The organism is Streptomyces sp. NPDC060232 (genome assembly GCF_042726555.1).
Classification (GTDB): domain Bacteria; phylum Actinomycetota; class Actinomycetes; order Streptomycetales; family Streptomycetaceae; genus Streptomyces.
In genome coordinates this window covers 262,247-277,974 of sequence record NZ_JBHXAG010000008.1, presented here as the reverse complement: position 1 = coordinate 277,974, position 15,728 = coordinate 262,247, and the positions used below count along the sequence as shown (strand labels likewise).

14 protein-coding genes are annotated in these 15,728 nt (G+C 74.2%); 9 read left to right on the top strand and 5 right to left on the bottom strand.

Translation table 11 applies throughout. From position 1 onward, the window contains the following. The first annotated feature begins 171 nt into the window (after positions 1 to 171). The gene (locus ACFWFZ_RS14945; protein ID WP_387121977.1) at positions 172 to 726 is read left to right on the top strand and encodes an adenylosuccinate lyase; all 555 of its coding nucleotides are present in this window, start codon (positions 172 to 174) and stop codon (positions 724 to 726) included. 195 nt (positions 727 to 921) lie between these two features. Here ACFWFZ_RS14945 and ACFWFZ_RS14940 read toward each other — a convergent pair whose 3' ends face one another. After that, positions 922 to 2,496, bottom strand: coding sequence for an alpha/beta hydrolase (locus ACFWFZ_RS14940; RefSeq protein WP_387121974.1), 1,575 nt, complete (start codon positions 2,494 to 2,496; stop codon positions 922 to 924). Positions 2,497 to 2,608: 112 nt separating this feature from the next. Continuing rightward, positions 2,609 to 3,403 carry a hypothetical protein gene (locus ACFWFZ_RS14935; RefSeq protein ID WP_387121970.1) on the bottom strand — a complete coding sequence of 265 codons (795 nt, stop codon included), beginning with the start codon at positions 3,401 to 3,403 and terminating at the stop codon, positions 2,609 to 2,611. A gap of 19 nt (positions 3,404 to 3,422) precedes the next feature. On the opposite strand from ACFWFZ_RS14935, the gene ACFWFZ_RS14930 reads away from it, so the two are divergent. The 4 genes from ACFWFZ_RS14930 (at position 3,423) to ACFWFZ_RS14915 (ending at position 8,348) form a co-directional block, all read left to right on the top strand. After that, positions 3,423 to 3,872 carry an SRPBCC family protein gene (locus tag ACFWFZ_RS14930; RefSeq protein WP_387121967.1) on the top strand — a complete coding sequence of 150 codons (450 nt, stop codon included), beginning with the start codon at positions 3,423 to 3,425 and terminating at the stop codon, positions 3,870 to 3,872. 241 nt (positions 3,873 to 4,113) lie between these two features. Continuing rightward, a complete protein-coding gene (locus ACFWFZ_RS14925; protein WP_387121964.1) occupies positions 4,114 to 4,950 on the top strand; it encodes a M55 family metallopeptidase in 837 nt (278 codons plus the stop codon). A gap of 1 nt (position 4,951) precedes the next feature. Continuing rightward, a complete protein-coding gene (locus tag ACFWFZ_RS14920) occupies positions 4,952 to 6,337 on the top strand; it encodes a M20/M25/M40 family metallo-hydrolase (protein WP_387121961.1) in 1,386 nt (461 codons plus the stop codon). A 13-nt stretch (positions 6,338 to 6,350) separates the two neighbouring features. Next, positions 6,351 to 8,348: a prolyl oligopeptidase family serine peptidase gene (locus tag ACFWFZ_RS14915; RefSeq protein WP_387121958.1), complete on the top strand. Its 1,998-nt coding sequence runs from the start codon at positions 6,351 to 6,353 to the stop codon at positions 8,346 to 8,348. A gap of 3 nt (positions 8,349 to 8,351) precedes the next feature. Here the strand turns inward: ACFWFZ_RS14915 and ACFWFZ_RS14910 are convergent, their stop codons facing one another. Both ACFWFZ_RS14910 and ACFWFZ_RS14905 read right to left on the bottom strand, forming a co-directional pair. Beyond that, positions 8,352 to 9,410, bottom strand: coding sequence for a VWA domain-containing protein (locus ACFWFZ_RS14910; protein ID WP_387121955.1), 1,059 nt, complete (start codon positions 9,408 to 9,410; stop codon positions 8,352 to 8,354). A gap of 131 nt (positions 9,411 to 9,541) precedes the next feature. Further along, the gene (locus ACFWFZ_RS14905) at positions 9,542 to 10,267 is read right to left on the bottom strand and encodes a hypothetical protein (RefSeq protein ID WP_387121952.1); all 726 of its coding nucleotides are present in this window, start codon (positions 10,265 to 10,267) and stop codon (positions 9,542 to 9,544) included. Between the two features lie 194 nt (positions 10,268 to 10,461). Here ACFWFZ_RS14905 and ACFWFZ_RS14900 point away from each other — a divergent pair, with 194 nt between their 5' ends. From ACFWFZ_RS14900 to ACFWFZ_RS14890, 3 genes are all read left to right on the top strand, one after another. Beyond that, positions 10,462 to 11,019: a GNAT family N-acetyltransferase gene (locus ACFWFZ_RS14900; protein ID WP_387121949.1), complete on the top strand. Its 558-nt coding sequence runs from the start codon at positions 10,462 to 10,464 to the stop codon at positions 11,017 to 11,019. A 63-nt stretch (positions 11,020 to 11,082) separates the two neighbouring features. Beyond that, the gene (locus ACFWFZ_RS14895) at positions 11,083 to 11,988 is read left to right on the top strand and encodes an arginase family protein (protein WP_387121943.1); all 906 of its coding nucleotides are present in this window, start codon (positions 11,083 to 11,085) and stop codon (positions 11,986 to 11,988) included. Between the two features lie 58 nt (positions 11,989 to 12,046). Continuing rightward, positions 12,047 to 14,014 carry a DUF5107 domain-containing protein gene (locus ACFWFZ_RS14890; RefSeq protein WP_387121940.1) on the top strand — a complete coding sequence of 656 codons (1,968 nt, stop codon included), beginning with the start codon at positions 12,047 to 12,049 and terminating at the stop codon, positions 14,012 to 14,014. A 35-nt stretch (positions 14,015 to 14,049) separates the two neighbouring features. Here ACFWFZ_RS14890 and ACFWFZ_RS14885 read toward each other — a convergent pair whose 3' ends face one another. Then, a complete protein-coding gene (locus tag ACFWFZ_RS14885; protein ID WP_387121937.1) occupies positions 14,050 to 14,904 on the bottom strand; it encodes a methyltransferase domain-containing protein in 855 nt (284 codons plus the stop codon). Between the two features lie 191 nt (positions 14,905 to 15,095). Here ACFWFZ_RS14885 and ACFWFZ_RS14880 point away from each other — a divergent pair, with 191 nt between their 5' ends. Next, positions 15,096 to 15,668, top strand: coding sequence for a TIGR03086 family metal-binding protein (locus ACFWFZ_RS14880; protein ID WP_387121934.1), 573 nt, complete (start codon positions 15,096 to 15,098; stop codon positions 15,666 to 15,668). Positions 15,669 to 15,728 lie beyond the last annotated feature (60 nt).

The window sequence follows — 15,728 nt, the reverse complement described above, 5'->3', positions numbered from 1 at the left end:
CGCCCTCGTACGTGTTGAAACGACAGTAACTCGCCGGTAACTCGTGCGCCAGAGCGCGGAGATGTGACCTGTACCGCCGAAATGTACCGATCATCGATCATCGATCAACCGAGGCCGGTCATCTCCGCGAACCCGGCGTGGCGAGGGCCCCGCCCCCCTAGGCTGGGCCGCGTGAACGACGTGCTGGAGCGCCTGCGGGCCGAGGCGGGCGGCTCGCCCGAGTACGAGGTGCTGCTCGCGGCCGGCCCCGACGCGCTCGCAGCCTCCCTGACCTCCGCCGGGCTGCCCCTGTGGGCCCGCGAGCTGGCCGCGTACCGGCTCGGCCTCGCCGGGGACCGGCGCGCCTTCGAGTCCCTCGTGCTGCTCCTCAACCACCGCGACCCGCCCCGCTGCGCGGCCGCCGCCGAGGCCCTGGCCGTCCTGGACGACCCGCGCACCGCCCGCGCCGCCGCGGCCCTCGCCACCAACGGACTCCGCACGGCCTACGCCCTCCAGCCCGTCCGGCTGCTCACCGCCCTGCGCGCCCCCGAGTCCGTACCGGCTCTGCTCACCACCCTGTCGCGGCTGCTGTCACCGAACGACCCCTACTGGCGGGTGGCCCTGGCCTGCGTCGAGGGCCTGGGCGCCCTTGCCGACCCCCGCGCCCGCGAAGTCCTCACCCGCGCCCAGTCCCACCCCCGCCTGGCCGTGGCGGCGACGGCCGCGCTGCGGGGCCTCGACGGCTGACGGGACCGGGCGGGCGGATCCGGCGGGAGGCCCGCCGGATACCGCTGGGAGGCCGGGCGGCCCCGCAGGCCCGGCGGGACCCCGGCGGCCCGGCAGGCCCGGCGGGACCCCGGCGGCCTGGCAGGCCCGCCCGGCGGCCCGGCAGGCCCGGCGGGACCCCGGCGGCCTGGCAGGCCCGCCCGGCGGCCCGGCAGGTCAGCCGCGGAAGCCCAGCAGGCCGTGCAGGGCCGCGCCGCCCGCCGAGGAGGGTACGGCCCGCGTCGCCGTCGTCGGCTGCGGGGCCGCCTGCGCGGGGCAGGTGGCGTCCGCGGCCTGGCCGGTCCGCAGATAGGCCGCCACCTTCTCGTCCAGGCACTTGTTCCCGCTCAGGGCGATGCCGTGGTTGCCGCCGCCCTCCTCGACCACCAGGGCCGAGCCCGACAGCTTCTCCCGCATGCTGACCGCCCCGTCGAAGGGGGTCGCCGCGTCGTCCGTCGCCTGCAGGAGCAGGGCGGGCGGCAGATCGGCGTTGGCCACGTCCGGCGCCTCCAGCGGCTCCGCCGGCCAGAACGCGCACGGGGCGTTGTACCAGGCGTTGTTCCAGGTCATGAACGGCGCCTTGGCGTGTGTGCGCCACATGTCCGCGCGCCACTCGTTCCAGTCCCGGGGCCAGGCCGAGTCCCGGCACTGGACCGCGGTGTAGACGCTGTAGCTGTTGCCCGCCGAGGGCTCCACCGCGCCGAACCGCTCGTACGCCGCCACCAGGGGCTTGGGGTCCTTCTTCGCCGAGTACGCCGCGAAGGCCTCGGCGAGGCTGGGCCAGTAGCCGTTGTAGTAGCCGCCCGGCATGTAGGTGTCCTCCAGCTCCGCCGGGCCCACCTTGCCGCCGGCCGGGGTCCGGCGCAGCGCCTGCCGCATCGTGTACCAGCGCCTCTCGACCGCCGCGGGGTCGGTGCCGAGCCGGTAGGTGGCGTCGTGCTGCGCCACCCAGGCCAGGAACGCCTTGTGGCGGGCGTCGAAGGCGAGGTCCTGCGAGAGGTTGTCCTCGTACCAGACGCCGGTCGGGTCGACGACGGAGTCCAGGACGAGCCGGTGCACCCGGCCCGGGTGGAGCTTGGCGTACACCGCGCCCAGGTAGGTCCCGTACGAGTAGCCGAAGTAGCTGATCCGCTCCGCACCGAGGGCGGTGCGCAGCGCCTCGATGTCGCGGGCGGCGGAAACGGTGCCGATGTGGGGCAGTACGTCCGCGTGCCGGGCGCCGCAGGACTCGGCGAAGGCCCGCACGCGGTCCAGGTTGGCCCGCTCGGTGGCTCCGTCCCGCGGTACCGAGTCGGGTCGTACGGGGGCGAAGTGCCCCGGCCCGCAGTCGAGCGCGGGCTCGCTCTTGCCGACCCCGCGGGGGTCGAAGCCGATCACGTCGTACTGCGCGGCGACGTCCTTGGGCAGGGCAGAGGCGACGAACCCGGCGAGGGCGCGCCCGCTGCCGCCCGGACCGCCCGGGTTGACGAGCAGGGGGCCCTGGGAGGTCTTGGCGGTGTGGGGGACCCGGGTCAGCGCGAGCGTGATCATCCGGCCGTCCGGCCGGTCGTGGTCGAGAGGCACCTTGAGGGACGCGCACTGGAGCGTCGGGTAGCGGGGGGTCGCGCAGCCGGTCCAGCGCAGCGCGGCCTGTGCGGCCTTCTCGGCCGGGGCGGGCGCGGCCGGGGCCGCCGTCACCGGACTCGCGAGGGCGGCGGCGACGGTGGAGATCGCCAACAGGACGGCGGCGCGCTTCTTCAAGGGGTGGAGCATGGGGCCTCCCAGCCGAGGGTTCTGGGCGGAATCGTCCCGGAAACCACACCTGGAAGACGGGATTGCAGGGGCTATTGGCCCGATCTGATGACCGTTCAGGGTGCGATGGGCGTCACAGGAGGGTCAGCTGCGTCGCCCCGGCGGGCGCCGGCCCGTCCGGGCGGTCGGGGCCGGCCGTCTTGCGGGCCGCGTCCCGTCCGGCCGGCCCGATGCCGAATTCGGCCGCCAGTTCGTGGACTTGGCGGGTGATCATCCGCTGGTACCAGGTGGGCGCGTACGCGCCGCCCGCGTACATCCGCTCGTACCGTGCGACGAGGTGCGGGTGGTGCTCGCCCAGCCAGGCGGTGAACCACTCGCGGGCCCCCGGCCGCAGATGGAGTACCAGGGGTGTCACGGAGGTGGCGCCGGACTCGGCGACGGCGCGGACGGTGGCCCGCAGCTGCGCGGGGGAGTCGCCGAGGGAGGGGATCACGGGGGCCATCAGCACCCCGCAGTCGATCCCGGCGCCGGTCAGGGTCCGTACGGCGTTCAGCCGGGCGGCGGGGGAGGGCGTGCCGGGCTCCACGGTCCGCCACAGGGCCGTGTCGGTGAAGCCGACGGAGACGGAGCTCCCGACCTCGGTGACCTCGGCGGCCTCGCGCAGGAGGGGCAGGTCGCGCAGGATCAGCGGGCCCTTGGTGAGGATCGAGAAGGGGTTGGCGCGGTCGCGCAGGGCCTCGCGGCCGGCCCCGCGGGGCCCTCGGTCAGGTTCTCCCAGCGCATGGTGCGCCTCTCTCGGTAGCTCTGCCGAGAGAATAGAACAAACGTTCCCGTGATCGTGCGGGTCCGGAGCCCCGTCGGCCGGCGGCCGGCCCGGATTTGGGCCACCGCGCCGGAGGTGGTTGGCTTCGCCGTGACGAGCGGACACAACTGCTGGAGGAACAGGTATGGCGCAGGTCGAGGCCACCACGGAGCGCATCATCGGGGCCGACGCGGAGACGGTCTTCGACACGCTGGCCGACTACAGCGGGACCCGGGGCAAGCTGCTCCCCGAGCACTTCAGCGAGTACGAGGTGCGCGAGGGCGGCGACGGCGAGGGCACTCTGGTGCACTGGAAGCTGCAGGCCACCAGCAAGCGCGTGCGCGACTGCCTGCTGGAGGTCACCGAGCCCACCGACGGGCAGCTCGTGGAGAAGGACCGCAACTCCTCCATGGTCACCACCTGGGTGGTCACCCCGGCCGGCGAGGGCAAGTCCAAGGCCGTCGTCACCACCGTCTGGAACGGCGCCGGCGGCATCGGCGGCTTCTTCGAGCGCACCTTCGCCCCCAAGGGCCTCGCCCGGATCTACGACACGCTGCTGGCCAACCTGGCCGCGGAGGTCGAAGGCAAGGCCTGAGCAAGGCTGTTGCCAGGGCCCGGGCCGGCTCTGCCCGGGCCCTGGCCGGCTCTGCCCGGGCCCTGGCCGGCTCTGCCCGGGCCCGGGCCGGGTCTGACCCCCTCACCGGTTCGGGTGGACTTTCCGCCCTGCCCCGCCCGCGCGCTGATCCGCCGGGGAGCACGGCACAGGCTCTAGGCTGGGGCCCGTGCGCGGTCGTCCGCGTCGCGCGCGACCGCGCAACCGACCGCACGGGGGCCCGATGAAGATCCTCATCTCCGCCGACATGGAAGGCGCCACCGGCGTCACCTGGCCCGCCGACGTGCTGCCCGGCACGCCCCAGTGGGAGCGCTGCCGCGCGATGTTCACCTCTGACGTCAACGCCGCCGTGCTCGGCTTCTACGACGGCGGCGCCGACCAGGTCGTCGTCAACGAAGCCCACTGGACCATGCGCAACCTGCTGCTGGAGCGCCTCGACGCCCGCGCTGAGATGCTCACCGGCCGCCACAAGTCCCTCTCCATGGTCGAGGGCGTCCAGCGCGGCGACGTCGACGGCGTCGCCTTCGTCGGCTACCACACGGGCGCCGGCTCCGAAGGCGTGCTCGCCCACACCTACCTCGCCAACTCCATCACCGGGGTCTGGCTCAACGGGACCCGCGCGAGCGAGGGGCTGCTCAACGCCCATGTCGTCGCCGAGTACGGAGTCCCGGTCATCCTGGTCACGGGCGACGACCTGACCTGCGTGGACGCCGCCGGCTACGCCCCCGGGGCGGTGACCGTCGCGGTCAAGGACCACGTCTCGCGCTACGCCGCCGTCTGCCGGACGCCGTCCCGCACCGCCGCCGACATCCGGGCCGCGGCCAAGGAGGCCACCGCCCTCGCCGTCCGGCGCGAGCCCGTACCCGGCGGCGGTCCGTACACCGTGGAGCTGGAGTTCGACGCCGAACACCTGGCGATGTCCGCCACGGTGGTTCCGGGGGTCCGGCGCAGCGGGGAGCGCAGGGTCGCGTACACCAGCGAGACGATGTACGAGGGGATCCGCGCCTTCAAGGCGGTCACGACGGTCGTCTCGGCGGCGGTGGAGGAGCAGTATGGCTGACATGCGCGCAATCGACACCGGGTCTCCCGCCACCGCCGTCGACGCCGGAGACACCGTGGACGGCGTCACCGCCGTGGACGCGGTGGCCCTCGACGAGGCCGTCGGGTTCACCTCGGACCTCATCAGGATCGACACCACCAACCGGGGCGGCGGCGACTGCCGCGAGCGCCCCGCCGCCGAGTACGTCGCCGAACGGCTCGCCGCCGCCGGCCTGGAGCCGCTCCTGCTGGAGCGCACCCCGGGCCGCACCAACGTGGTCGCCCGGATCGACGGCGCCGACCCGTCCGCCGACGCGCTCCTCGTCCACGGCCACCTCGACGTCGTCCCCGCCGAAGCCGCCGACTGGAGCGTGCACCCCTTCTCCGGCGAGGTCCAGGACGGTGTCGTCTGGGGCCGCGGCGCCGTCGACATGAAGAACATGGACGCGATGGTGCTGGCCGTCGTACGGGCCTGGGCGCGCGCGGGAGTCCGCCCGCGCCGGGACATCGTGATCGCCTACACCGCCGACGAGGAGGACAGCGCCGTCGACGGCTCCGGCTTCCTCGCCGACCACCACCCGGAACTCTTCGAGGGCTGTACGGAAGGCCTCAGCGAATCCGGCGCCTTCACCCTCCACACCGGCCCCGGCCGCGCCCTCTACCCGATCGCCGCCGGCGAACGCGGCACCGCCTGGCTGAAGTTGACGGCGCGCGGAACCGCCGGCCACGGTTCCAAGCCCAACAAGGCCAATGCCGTCAGCCGACTCGCCGCCGCGGTCGCCCGGATCGGCGCGTACGACTGGCCGGTCCGGCTCACCGACACCGTCACCGCCTGTATCACCGAACTCGCCGCCCTCCAGGGCCTGTCGGTCGACCCGCGGCGTCCCGGCTTCGACCTCGAATCGGTCCTCGGCAAGCTCGGCCCGGCCGCCGCCCTCGTCGAGGCGACCCTCCGCAACAGCGCCAACCCGACCATGCTCAGCGCCGGTTACAAGCTGAACGTGATCCCCGGCCAGGCCACCGCCTTCGTCGACGGACGCATGCTGCCCGGCGGCGAGGCCGAGTTCATCGCCACCCTCGACGCGCTCACCGGCCCCGACGTCACGTGGGAGTTCCACCACCGGGAGGTCGCGCTCGAAGCACCCGTGGACGGGCGGACGTACGCCGTGCTGCGCGAGTGCGTCGAGCGGTTCGACCCGGACGGCCGCGTGGTGCCCTTCTGCATGGCGGGCGGCACCGACGCCAAGCAGTTCTCCCGGCTCGGCATCACCGGCTACGGCTACTCCCCGCTGAAGCTGCCGCCCGGCTACGACTACTGGTCCCTCTTCCACGGCGTGGACGAGCGGGTCCCCGTCGATGCCCTCCACTTCGGCGTCCGCGTCCTCGACCGCGCGCTGCGCACCCTGTGAGCGGGGACCGGTGATGTCCGCCGCGCCGACCAGTCCGTACGGGAGCTGGCCCTCGCCCATCGACGCGGGTCTCGCGGCCTCGCTCGACGGGCGGCCCGAGTACCTCGGCACGGTCGGCCCCGAAGTGTGGTGGACCGAGCCCCGGCCGCGGGAGGCGGGCCGCCGCGCCCTCGTACGCCGCCGGCCCGCAGGCGCCGGGAGCGAGGTGAGCGAGCTGCCCGCACCGTGGAACGTGCGCAGCCGGGTCACCGAGTACGGCGGCCTGCCCTGGGCGGGGGCCGAGCGGGCGAGCGGCGGCCCCCTGCTGGTCTTCGTCCACTGCGCCGATCAGAGACTGTACGCGTACGAGCCGGACGCGCCCGGAGCCCCCGAGCCGCGGCCCCTCACCCCGGTGTCCGCGACGGGCGGCGGGCTGCGCTGGGCCGACCCGGTGGTGCGCGGCGGCGAAGTGTGGTGCGTGCTGGAGGAGTTCACCGGGCCCGCGCCGACCGATGTGCGCCGGGTCCTGGCCGCCGTACCGCTGGACGGGTCGGCGGCCGGGGACCGGACGGCGGTACGGGAGCTCACCGACGGCCGGCACCGGTTCACCACCGGCCCCCGGCTCTCGCCGGACGGGCGGCGGGCGGCCTGGCTGGTGTGGGACCACCCGCTGATGCCCTGGGACGGCACCGAGCTGCAGCTGGCCGAGGTCACCACCGACGGGCGGCTGGCCGGGGCGCGGACCGTCCTCGGCGGCCCCGAGGAGTCCGTCGCCCAGGTGGACTGGACGGCCGGCGGAACCCTCCTCGCGGTCAGCGACCGCGGCGGCTGGTGGAACCCGTACCGGGTGGACCCGGACACGGGGTCGGCCGTCAACCTGTGTCCGCGGGAGGAGGAGTTCGGGGGAGCCCTGTGGAAGCCCGGCCTGCGCTGGCTCGCCCCGCTCCCCGACGGGCTCGTCGCCGTGCTGCACGGACAGGGCTCCTCGGTGCTCGGCATCCTGGACCCGGAGAGTGGCGACCTGGTGGACGCGGCCGGGCCGTGGACGGCCTGGCAGCCGACGCTCGCCGTGCACGGCAGCCGGGTCTACGGGGTCGCCGCCAGCCCGCGCAGCGCCTACGAGGTGGTCGAGCTGGACACCGCCAGCGGGCACGCCAGGGTGGTCGGTGCGCACGGCGCGGACCCGGTGGACCCGGCCTACTACCCCGAGCCGCAGAGCCGTACCTTCCCCGGCCCTGACAACCGGCAGATCCACGCGCACGTGTACCCGCCGCACCACCCGGCCTGCCGGGCGGCCGCCGCCGAACTGCCCCCGTACGTGGTGTGGGCCCACGGCGGGCCCACCGATCACGTGCCGCCCGTACTCGACCTGCACATCGCCTACTTCACCTCGCGCGGGATCGGCGTGGTCGAGGTGAACTACGGCGGCTCCACCGGCTACGGCCGCGCCTACCGGGAGCGGCTGCGCGAGCAGTGGGGCGTGGTGGACGTGGAGGACTGCGCGGCGGTGGCCCGGGCGCTGGCCGCCGAGGGCACCGCCGACCCGGCCCGGCTCGCCATCCGCGGCGGCAGCGCGGGCGGCTGGACGGCGGCGGCCTCGTTGGCCGCGACGGACCTGTACGCCTGCGCGGCGCTCATCTACCCGGTGCTGGACCTGCTCGGCTTCGCCGAGGAGACCCACGACCTGGAGTCCCGCTACGTCGACGGCCTGGCGGGACCGCCGCAGACCCTCGCCGTCCTGTGCCGCGAGCGCTCCCCGGTGGCCCGGGCCGACCGGATCTCGGCGCCGTTCGTCCTGCTGCAGGGGCTGGACGACCCGGTGTGCCCGCCGGCGCAGGCGGAGCGGCTGCTGGCCGCGATGCGGGGCCGGCCGGTGCCGCACGCCTATCTGGCCTTCGAGGGCGAGGGGCACGGCTTCCGCCGCGCGGACACCATGGTCCGGGCGCTGGAGGCGGAACTGTCGCTGTACGCGCAGGTCTTCGGGATCGAACGCACCGACGTGCCGCGGCTCGCCCTGGAAACGTCCTCGTGAAACTCAGAGCATGACGAGCAGGCGCGTCTTCGCCTTGAGCTTCCTGTTCACCGAACGGCTCTGCACATAGACCTCCAATTCGGGATTGTGGCCGGCCTTCACGGATACGGTCCCCTGGATGCCGGTGCCGAACAGAAGGCTGCGCGCGGCGTCGCCGGTGTACGCGCGGTCGGTTTCCTTCTCGACCACGATGACCTCCTTGTCGGGCTGGACCTGGACTCGGCTTCCCAGTTGGTAGTAGCAGGAGCCGCGCTCATAGGTCACGCCGGACTGCGCGTCGACGAAGGAGCGGATGCTCGTTTCCGCGTCGACCTCCAGCAGCCGGTACTTGTCGGCCGCGATCGGTTCGAGGTTCGCCCGTACGTCGTCGACGGAAATGTCCTGGCCGACCGCGAACAGGTTCTTCGTGCCGCGCACGCCTTTCTCGCGGCCGCGCAGGAAGCTGGTGGCGGCGGCGCGCACGGTGCCGATCGCCTCCTTGACGCCCTCCTGGGAATCCGCGTCCCAGATGGCGATGTTCCCCGCCGGGAAGCCGTAGTTCTGGGCGGTCCGCTTGGCCAGGGAGTTCGGGACGAGGATCGCCGAGGTCCAGTGGTCCGGGAGCGTGCCCATCCTGGCCGTGATCCGGTCGAGCCAGGGGCCGAGGATGCTCATGTCGCCGTCGTGCCGCCGGTCGCCGCCGGAGGCGTTCTCCTCGCCGTCCGTCACCACGATCTGGAGGAAGCTGTGCTCGCCGTATTCCTCCCAGATGTGGCCCAGGTCGTCGAGGGATTTCAGGGACGCTTCGATGAGGGCGGTGGCGCCGTTCTTCACCTTGTAGAGGCCCCGCATGGACGGCAGGTGCTTCACGTCCATGTCCCAGACCAGGTTCTCCACTGTGTGGTCGAAGGAATAGAGGCTGATGCGCGTCTCATGGCCGAGGCTGTCCGACTCGGTTTTCAATCCCGCCACGAACTCGTCCACGACGCGGATGAGTTGGCTCTGGTGCTGACGCATGGAACCCGAACAGTCCACTACCAGCGCGACGTGGTTCACCTTGTGCTGGATCCTGTTTGCGGACATGACTGCGCTCCTTTTCCGAAGCTCCCCGAGTGATGTCCTCACAGTAGGGGGAGCCACTGACAACGGAGCTTGACGGACAATCAGTGATCTGCGCTCAGCGCTCAGCGCTCAGCGGCGGTGAAAGGGGGCCGTCACGCCGTGTGCAGCCAGACGCGCAGCGGGCCGACGGCGGTGAAGCCGTTGCGCAGGGCGGCGTCCAGGTCCTCGCCGTGCTCGTAGCCGACCACGGGCAGGTCGGGGCGGCGGGCGGCCACCGCGGTGAGGGCGCCCGACCAGGCCTCGTCGGCGCCGGCCCCGTCACGGGCGAACAGGTTCGAGACGCCCACCGCGCCGGCGCAGGTGTGCGCGACGGCCCCGGCGACGATGCGGCCGCCGGCCCGGCCGGCGAGGAAGGCGGTGTCGCCGCCGAGGAGGGAGGGCCGGAACAGCCCGGTGGCCCCCTCGCCGCCCCAGGCGGCCTCCCAGGCCGCCAGCTCCGCCGCGTCACGCACCTGCGACCACTGCGGTGCGGACCGGGCCGCCGCCGTGACCGGTGCCCCGGCCGGGCGGTGGATCCACTGTGCCTCGAACAGCACCTCGAAGCCGTCCTGGGACAGGTCCAGGACGGCGAAGCCGTCCTTCACCGAGCAGCCGGGGGAGCCGGTGTCGACCGACCGGAGCACGCTCTCCGCCGGGACGGAGGCGTCCAGGGTCACGGCGTCGGGATACAGCGGCGGGGTCCGCACCGTGCTCAGCCAGAGGTCCTCGCCCTCGTACCGCGGCGACAGGCCGTGCGCGCGGCAGACGGCGTCGCACCACCCGGCGTTGTTCAGCGCTGCCAGGCGGCGCAGCGGCGTACTCGTCCCGTCCGTGATCACGACCTGATCGTGCCACAGCTAGGGCCTGTATCGAGTTGCCCCGAGGCGTCGCGGCGTCCGGCACGCACTCTCGCGGCACCGGACGAAAGCCACGTACGTCCCGTACGAGCGCTTCCGGCCGGCACGCCGAGAGCACGCACCGGACGCCGCTCCTGACGGGCAAACGTCGCCTGGCGCGGGACTAGCCTTGCCCGATGACCTTCTCGATCCACGTCCGGGAGGGCGACCGCGTCGGCCTGCGGCCCTACCGGCTCGCCGACGGGCCCGAGTTCACCGCGCGCGTACGCGAGAGCCGGGATCTCCACCGCCCCTGGCTGTTCCCGCCCGCCACCGTGGAGGAGTACGAGCCCTACGCGACCCGGCTGACCGAGGGCGACGCCCGCGCCGGGTTCCTCGTGTGCGAGCTCGGTACCGGCGCCCTGGCCGGGTTCGTCAACGTCAACAACATCGTGCGGGGCGCCTTCCAGTGCGGGGCCCTCGGCTACGGGGCCTTCGCGCACGCCGCAGGCCGCGGGCTCCTGCGCGAGGCCCTCGGACTGCTCCTCGACCACGCCTTCGCACCCGCCGGGGAGGGCCTGGGCCTGCACCGCCTGGAGGCCAACGTCCAGCCCGCCAACGCCGCCTCGATCGCGCTGGTCCGGGGCGCAGGCTTCCGGCTGGAGGGCCTCTCCCCGGACTTCCTCCACGTCGACGGCGCCTGGCGCGACCACGAGCGCTGGGCCGTCACCGCCGGGATGTGGCGCACGCGATGACGGCGCCGGCGGCCGGACGACCGGCGATTGCCGCCCCGGCGACGCATCGCGCAGGATGAGGGGATGCGCACCCTCGTACTGCTCGATGCCCCGTCCAACCTGGGTCTGCGGCCGCCCGCCCCCGGGACCGTCCCCGGTGTCTACAAACTCGCGGGCGCCCTGCGCGAACAGGGCCTGCTGGGCAGGCTCGGGGCACGCGAGGGAGGTGTCGTGGTGCCGCCCCGCTACGACCGCGGGGACTGGAAGGAGGGCGACGGCGTGTTCAACGCAGAAGCTCTCGCCGCGTACACCGTCACCCTCGCCGACCGCATCGAAGGCCACCTGAGGGCCGGGGAGTTCCCCGTCGTGCTCGGCGGGGACTGCTCCATCCAGCTCGGAGCCTCGCTCGCCATGCGCCGGACCGGCCGCTACGGCCTCGCCGCCGTCGACGGTTCCGCCGACTTCCGCCACCCCGGAAACACCGCAGTCAACGGGCCCGTCGGGGCCGCGGGCGGCGAGGAGCTGGCTCTGGCGACCGGCCGCGGGCAGCCCTCCCTCAGCGACCTGGAGGGCCTCGCGCCGTACCTGCGGGACGAGGACGTGCGGCTCTTCGGGCTGCGCGACGGGGACGCGGACCTCCTGGAGCTGGCGGAGGCCGGTATCTTCGCCGCCACCGTCGGCGAGATCCGACGGCGGGGCGCCGCGGCCGTCGCGCGGTCGGCCCTGGACGGGCTGCACCCGCCCGTCACCGACGGGTTCTGGGTCCACCTGGACGCCGACGTGCTCGACCCGGAGGTGATGCCCGCCGTGGACAGCCCCGACCCCGGGGGCCTGAGGCCGGAGGAGGTCGCCGAACTGCTGGCCGTCCTGGTCCGGTCGCCTCGGTGCGTCGGGCTGAACGTCACCATCTACGACCCGGACCTCGACCCCGACGGCCGTGCGGGCGCGCTGCTCGCGGATCTGGTGGCGGGGGCCTTCGCGTCATCCTGACCGGTGGTGATCCGCGGAACCCCTGTGCACCGGCCGCCGCGGCGTGTTCCATCTCCCCATGGCCACCACCGTCCGACGCGCCGTACTGACCCTCCCCGCAGCCCCGTTGGGCTCCGACAACCCGCTGCCCGCCCTGCGTGCGCCCGACGGCGTGCACGTCCTGGACGAGCGCTCCCGCGACGGCCTGCCGCGCGACATGGCCCGGCAGATCGGCTACGCGCCGCTGCGGTCCCTGCTGCCCGTACGGATCCGCGACGGGTACCGGCGCGAGCGCGCGGAGCGGGAGTTCGAGGCCGTCGTCATCGAGAACGAGCACCTGCGGGCCACCGTGCTCCCGGGCCTGGGCGGGCGCGTCCACTCGCTGGTCCACCTGCCGACCGGCCGCGAACTGCTCTACCGCAACCCGGTGTTCCAGCCCGCGAACTTCGCGCTGAACGGTGCCTGGTTCTCCGGCGGCATCGAGTGGAACCTCGGCGCGACGGGCCACACCACCCTGTCCTGCGCCCCTCTGCACGCCGCGCTGGTCCCAGCCCCGGACGGCGGCGTGATGGTCCGGCTGTGGGAGTGGGAGCGGCTGCGCGACCTGCCGTTCCAGGTGGACCTGTGGCTGCCGCACGACTCGCCGTTCCTGTACGTCGGCGTCCGCGTCCGCAACCCGCACGAGCGGCCCGCCCCCGTGTACTGGTGGTCCAACACCGCCGTCCCCGAGGACCCGGGCAGCCGCGTCCTGGCCCCCGCCGACGAGGCCTGGCACTTCGGGTACGAGCGCTCGCTGCGCCGGATCCCCGTGCCGGAGTGGGAGTCCGCGGACCGCACGTACCCGCTGCGCAGTGAATACCCGGCGGACTACTTCTACGAGGTCCCGGGCGGGTCCCGGCCCTGGATCGCCTCCCTCGACGCCGCCGGGCACGGGCTCGTGCAGACCTCCACCGGGCGGCTGCGCGGCCGCAAGCTGTTCGTGTGGGGCGCGGGCGCCGGCGGGCGGCGCTGGCAGGAGTGGCTGACCGAGCCGGGCACGGGCGGCTACGCGGAGATCCAGGCCGGACTGGCCCGCACCCAGCTGGAGCACGTACGGCTGGAGGGCGGGGCGGAGTTCAGCTGGCTGGAGGCGTACGGGCCGCTGTCGGCGGACCCGTCGGCGGTGCACGGCGCGGACTGGGCGGCGGCCCGCGGCGCCGCCGAGGACGCGCTGGACGCCGTACTGCCGCGCGAGCGCGTGGACGCGGCCTACGAGGCGTGGCGCGGCCGCGCCGACACCGAACCGGGGGAGCGGCTGGCGGCCGGCTCGGGCTGGGGCGCGCTGGAGGTGGTGTGCGCGGGCCACCGGCTGCCGGGTACGCCCTTCGAGGAGTCCACGCTGGGTGAGGAGCAGGAGCCGTGGCTGGAGCTGTGGCGCACAGGTGTCCTGCCCGCTCCGCGCCGGGTGGTCCCGCCAGGCCCGAGCCTGGTCGCCGCGCACTGGCGGGACATGCTGGAGACGGCCCCGGCGGACCCGCTGACGGAGTACCACCTGGGCGTGGCCCAGTGGCACGCGGGGGACACAGCCCAGGCGGTGCGCAGCTGGGAGCGCGGGCTGGCGCTCGCCCCCTCGCAGTGGCCCCTGCTGCGGTGCCTGGCGGTGGCGGACGCGCTGGCGGGCGATGCGGCGCGGGCCGCCGACGGGTTCGCGGCGGCCTTCGAGGACCTGGCCGCGGAGAGCCGCGGGGGCGAGCCGTGGACGGCGGCGGAGTCGGCGCTCGGCCGGGAGGCGATGGCCACGCTCCTGGCGGCGGGACGTCTGGCGCAGGCCCGGTCCGTCTGGGAGCGGCTCCGGCCGGCCCTGCGCGAACAGGGCCGCTTCCGGCTGCTGGCGGCCCGGCTGCTCGCGGCGGAGGGCCATGTCCGGGCGGCCCGCCGGGTCTTCGAGGACGGCTTCGAACTCCCCGACCTGAGGGAGGGTGAGGAAACCCTGTCCGAACTCTGGTCCGCCCTCACCGACTGCCCCCTGCCGTCCCGCTACGACTTCCGCATGCGGCCGCCGGCCTGATCCCCGCCCCGGGCGGCGGCGCGGGGCCGCCCCGGTCAGGCCCGGCAGAGGATCTCGGCGTTCAGGACGGAGAACCAGGCGTCCGGGGAGGTGCCCCAGGCGTGCCAGGCGTGCGCGGCGGCGTCCAGGTCGGCCGGCGTCGCGTGGCCGCCGCGGACGGCGGTGTCCGCGTACGCGGAGGCCTTGGTGCGGTCGGCCCACAGGGCGGACCACCACGCCGTCTCCTCCGGGGTGGCGAAGCACCAGGCGGTGGCCGAGCAGGCCACGTCCGTGAAACCGGCCTGCCGGGCCCAGGCCCGCAGGTGGCGGCCCCCGTCGGGCTCCCCGCCGTTGGCGCGGGCCACCCGCCGGTACAGGTCCAGCCAGCCGTCCAGCCCCGGCGTCGCCGGGTACCAGGTCATCGCCGCGTAGTCGGCGTCGCGCGCGGCGACGACCCCGCCCGGCCGGCACACCCGGCGCATCTCGCGCAGCGCCCGTACCGGGTCCCCCACGTGCTGCAGTACCTGATGGGCGTGGACCACGTCGAAGGAGTCGTCGGGGAAGTCCAGGGCGTGCACGTCCGCGACGGCGAAGGACACGGCGCCGCCCAGGCCGCGCTCCTCCACGTATGTCAGGGCCTGCGCCAGGACGTCCTCGGCCGCGTCGACGGCCGTGACCCGGCCGCCCGGTGCGACCAGCTCCGCCAGGTCCGCCGTGATCGTGCCCGGGCCGCAGCCGACGTCCAGGACCGCCATCCCGGGGCGCAGCTCGCCGATCAGGTACGCCGCGGAGTTCTCGGCCGTGCGCCAGCGGTGCGAGCGCAGGACCGACTCGTGGTGGCCGTGCGTGTAGACGGCGGTCTTGCTGGCGGCGTCGGTGGCGGCGTTCGCGGCGGCGTTCGTGGCGTCCATGGCCTGTGCCCCTCCTCGTCGAAGCATTGGCACCACCGTAAGCGATCAGTTCGTCATGTGAGATATGCGTTTTGACATGTGGACACATGGCTTGTTCTCCAAGGGGACCGGGCCGGTCGGTGGCAAGGTCGGGCGGGGGCGAGGAAAGTTGGTCCAGGGGATGTCCCTCCCGGTGGAGAGCGGTGGGAGCCATGTCCGACACGCTGCTCGAACGGCACGCCGAAGCGCTGCGCCTCTTCGGAGAGCGGGTGCGCGCCGTCAGACGCGACCAGTGGGACGCGCCCACCCCGTGCACGGAGTGGACCGTGCGGGACCTGGTCAACCACGTCACCGGGGAACAGCTCTGGATCCCGCCGCTGATCACCGAGGGCCGCACCGTCGAGGAGCTCGGCGACGCCTTCTCCGGGGACGTGCTGGGCGACGACCCGGTCGCCGCGTGGGACCGCGCCTCGGGCGCCGCGCACGCCGCCTTCGCCGCGTCCGGCGCGCTGGAGCGGACCGTGCGGCTCTCGTACGGGCCCGCGCTCGGGTCGGCGTACTGCTCGCAGCTGACCGCCGACTGCGTCGTGCACACCTGGGACCTCTGCCGCGGCATCGGGGCCGACGACCGGCTGCCCGCCACCCTCGTGGAGTTCTCCCTCAAGGAGCTCATGCCCTACGCCGACGGACTCGCGGCCAGCGGCATGTTCGCCGAGCCGGTCGACATCCCGCCGGGCGCGGACGCGCAGACCAGACTGCTCGCGATGGTGGGGCGCAAGGGCTAAGGGTCTGTATCGAGTTGCCCCGCGGCGTCGCGACGCCCGGCACGAACGCCGCTCCTTGCT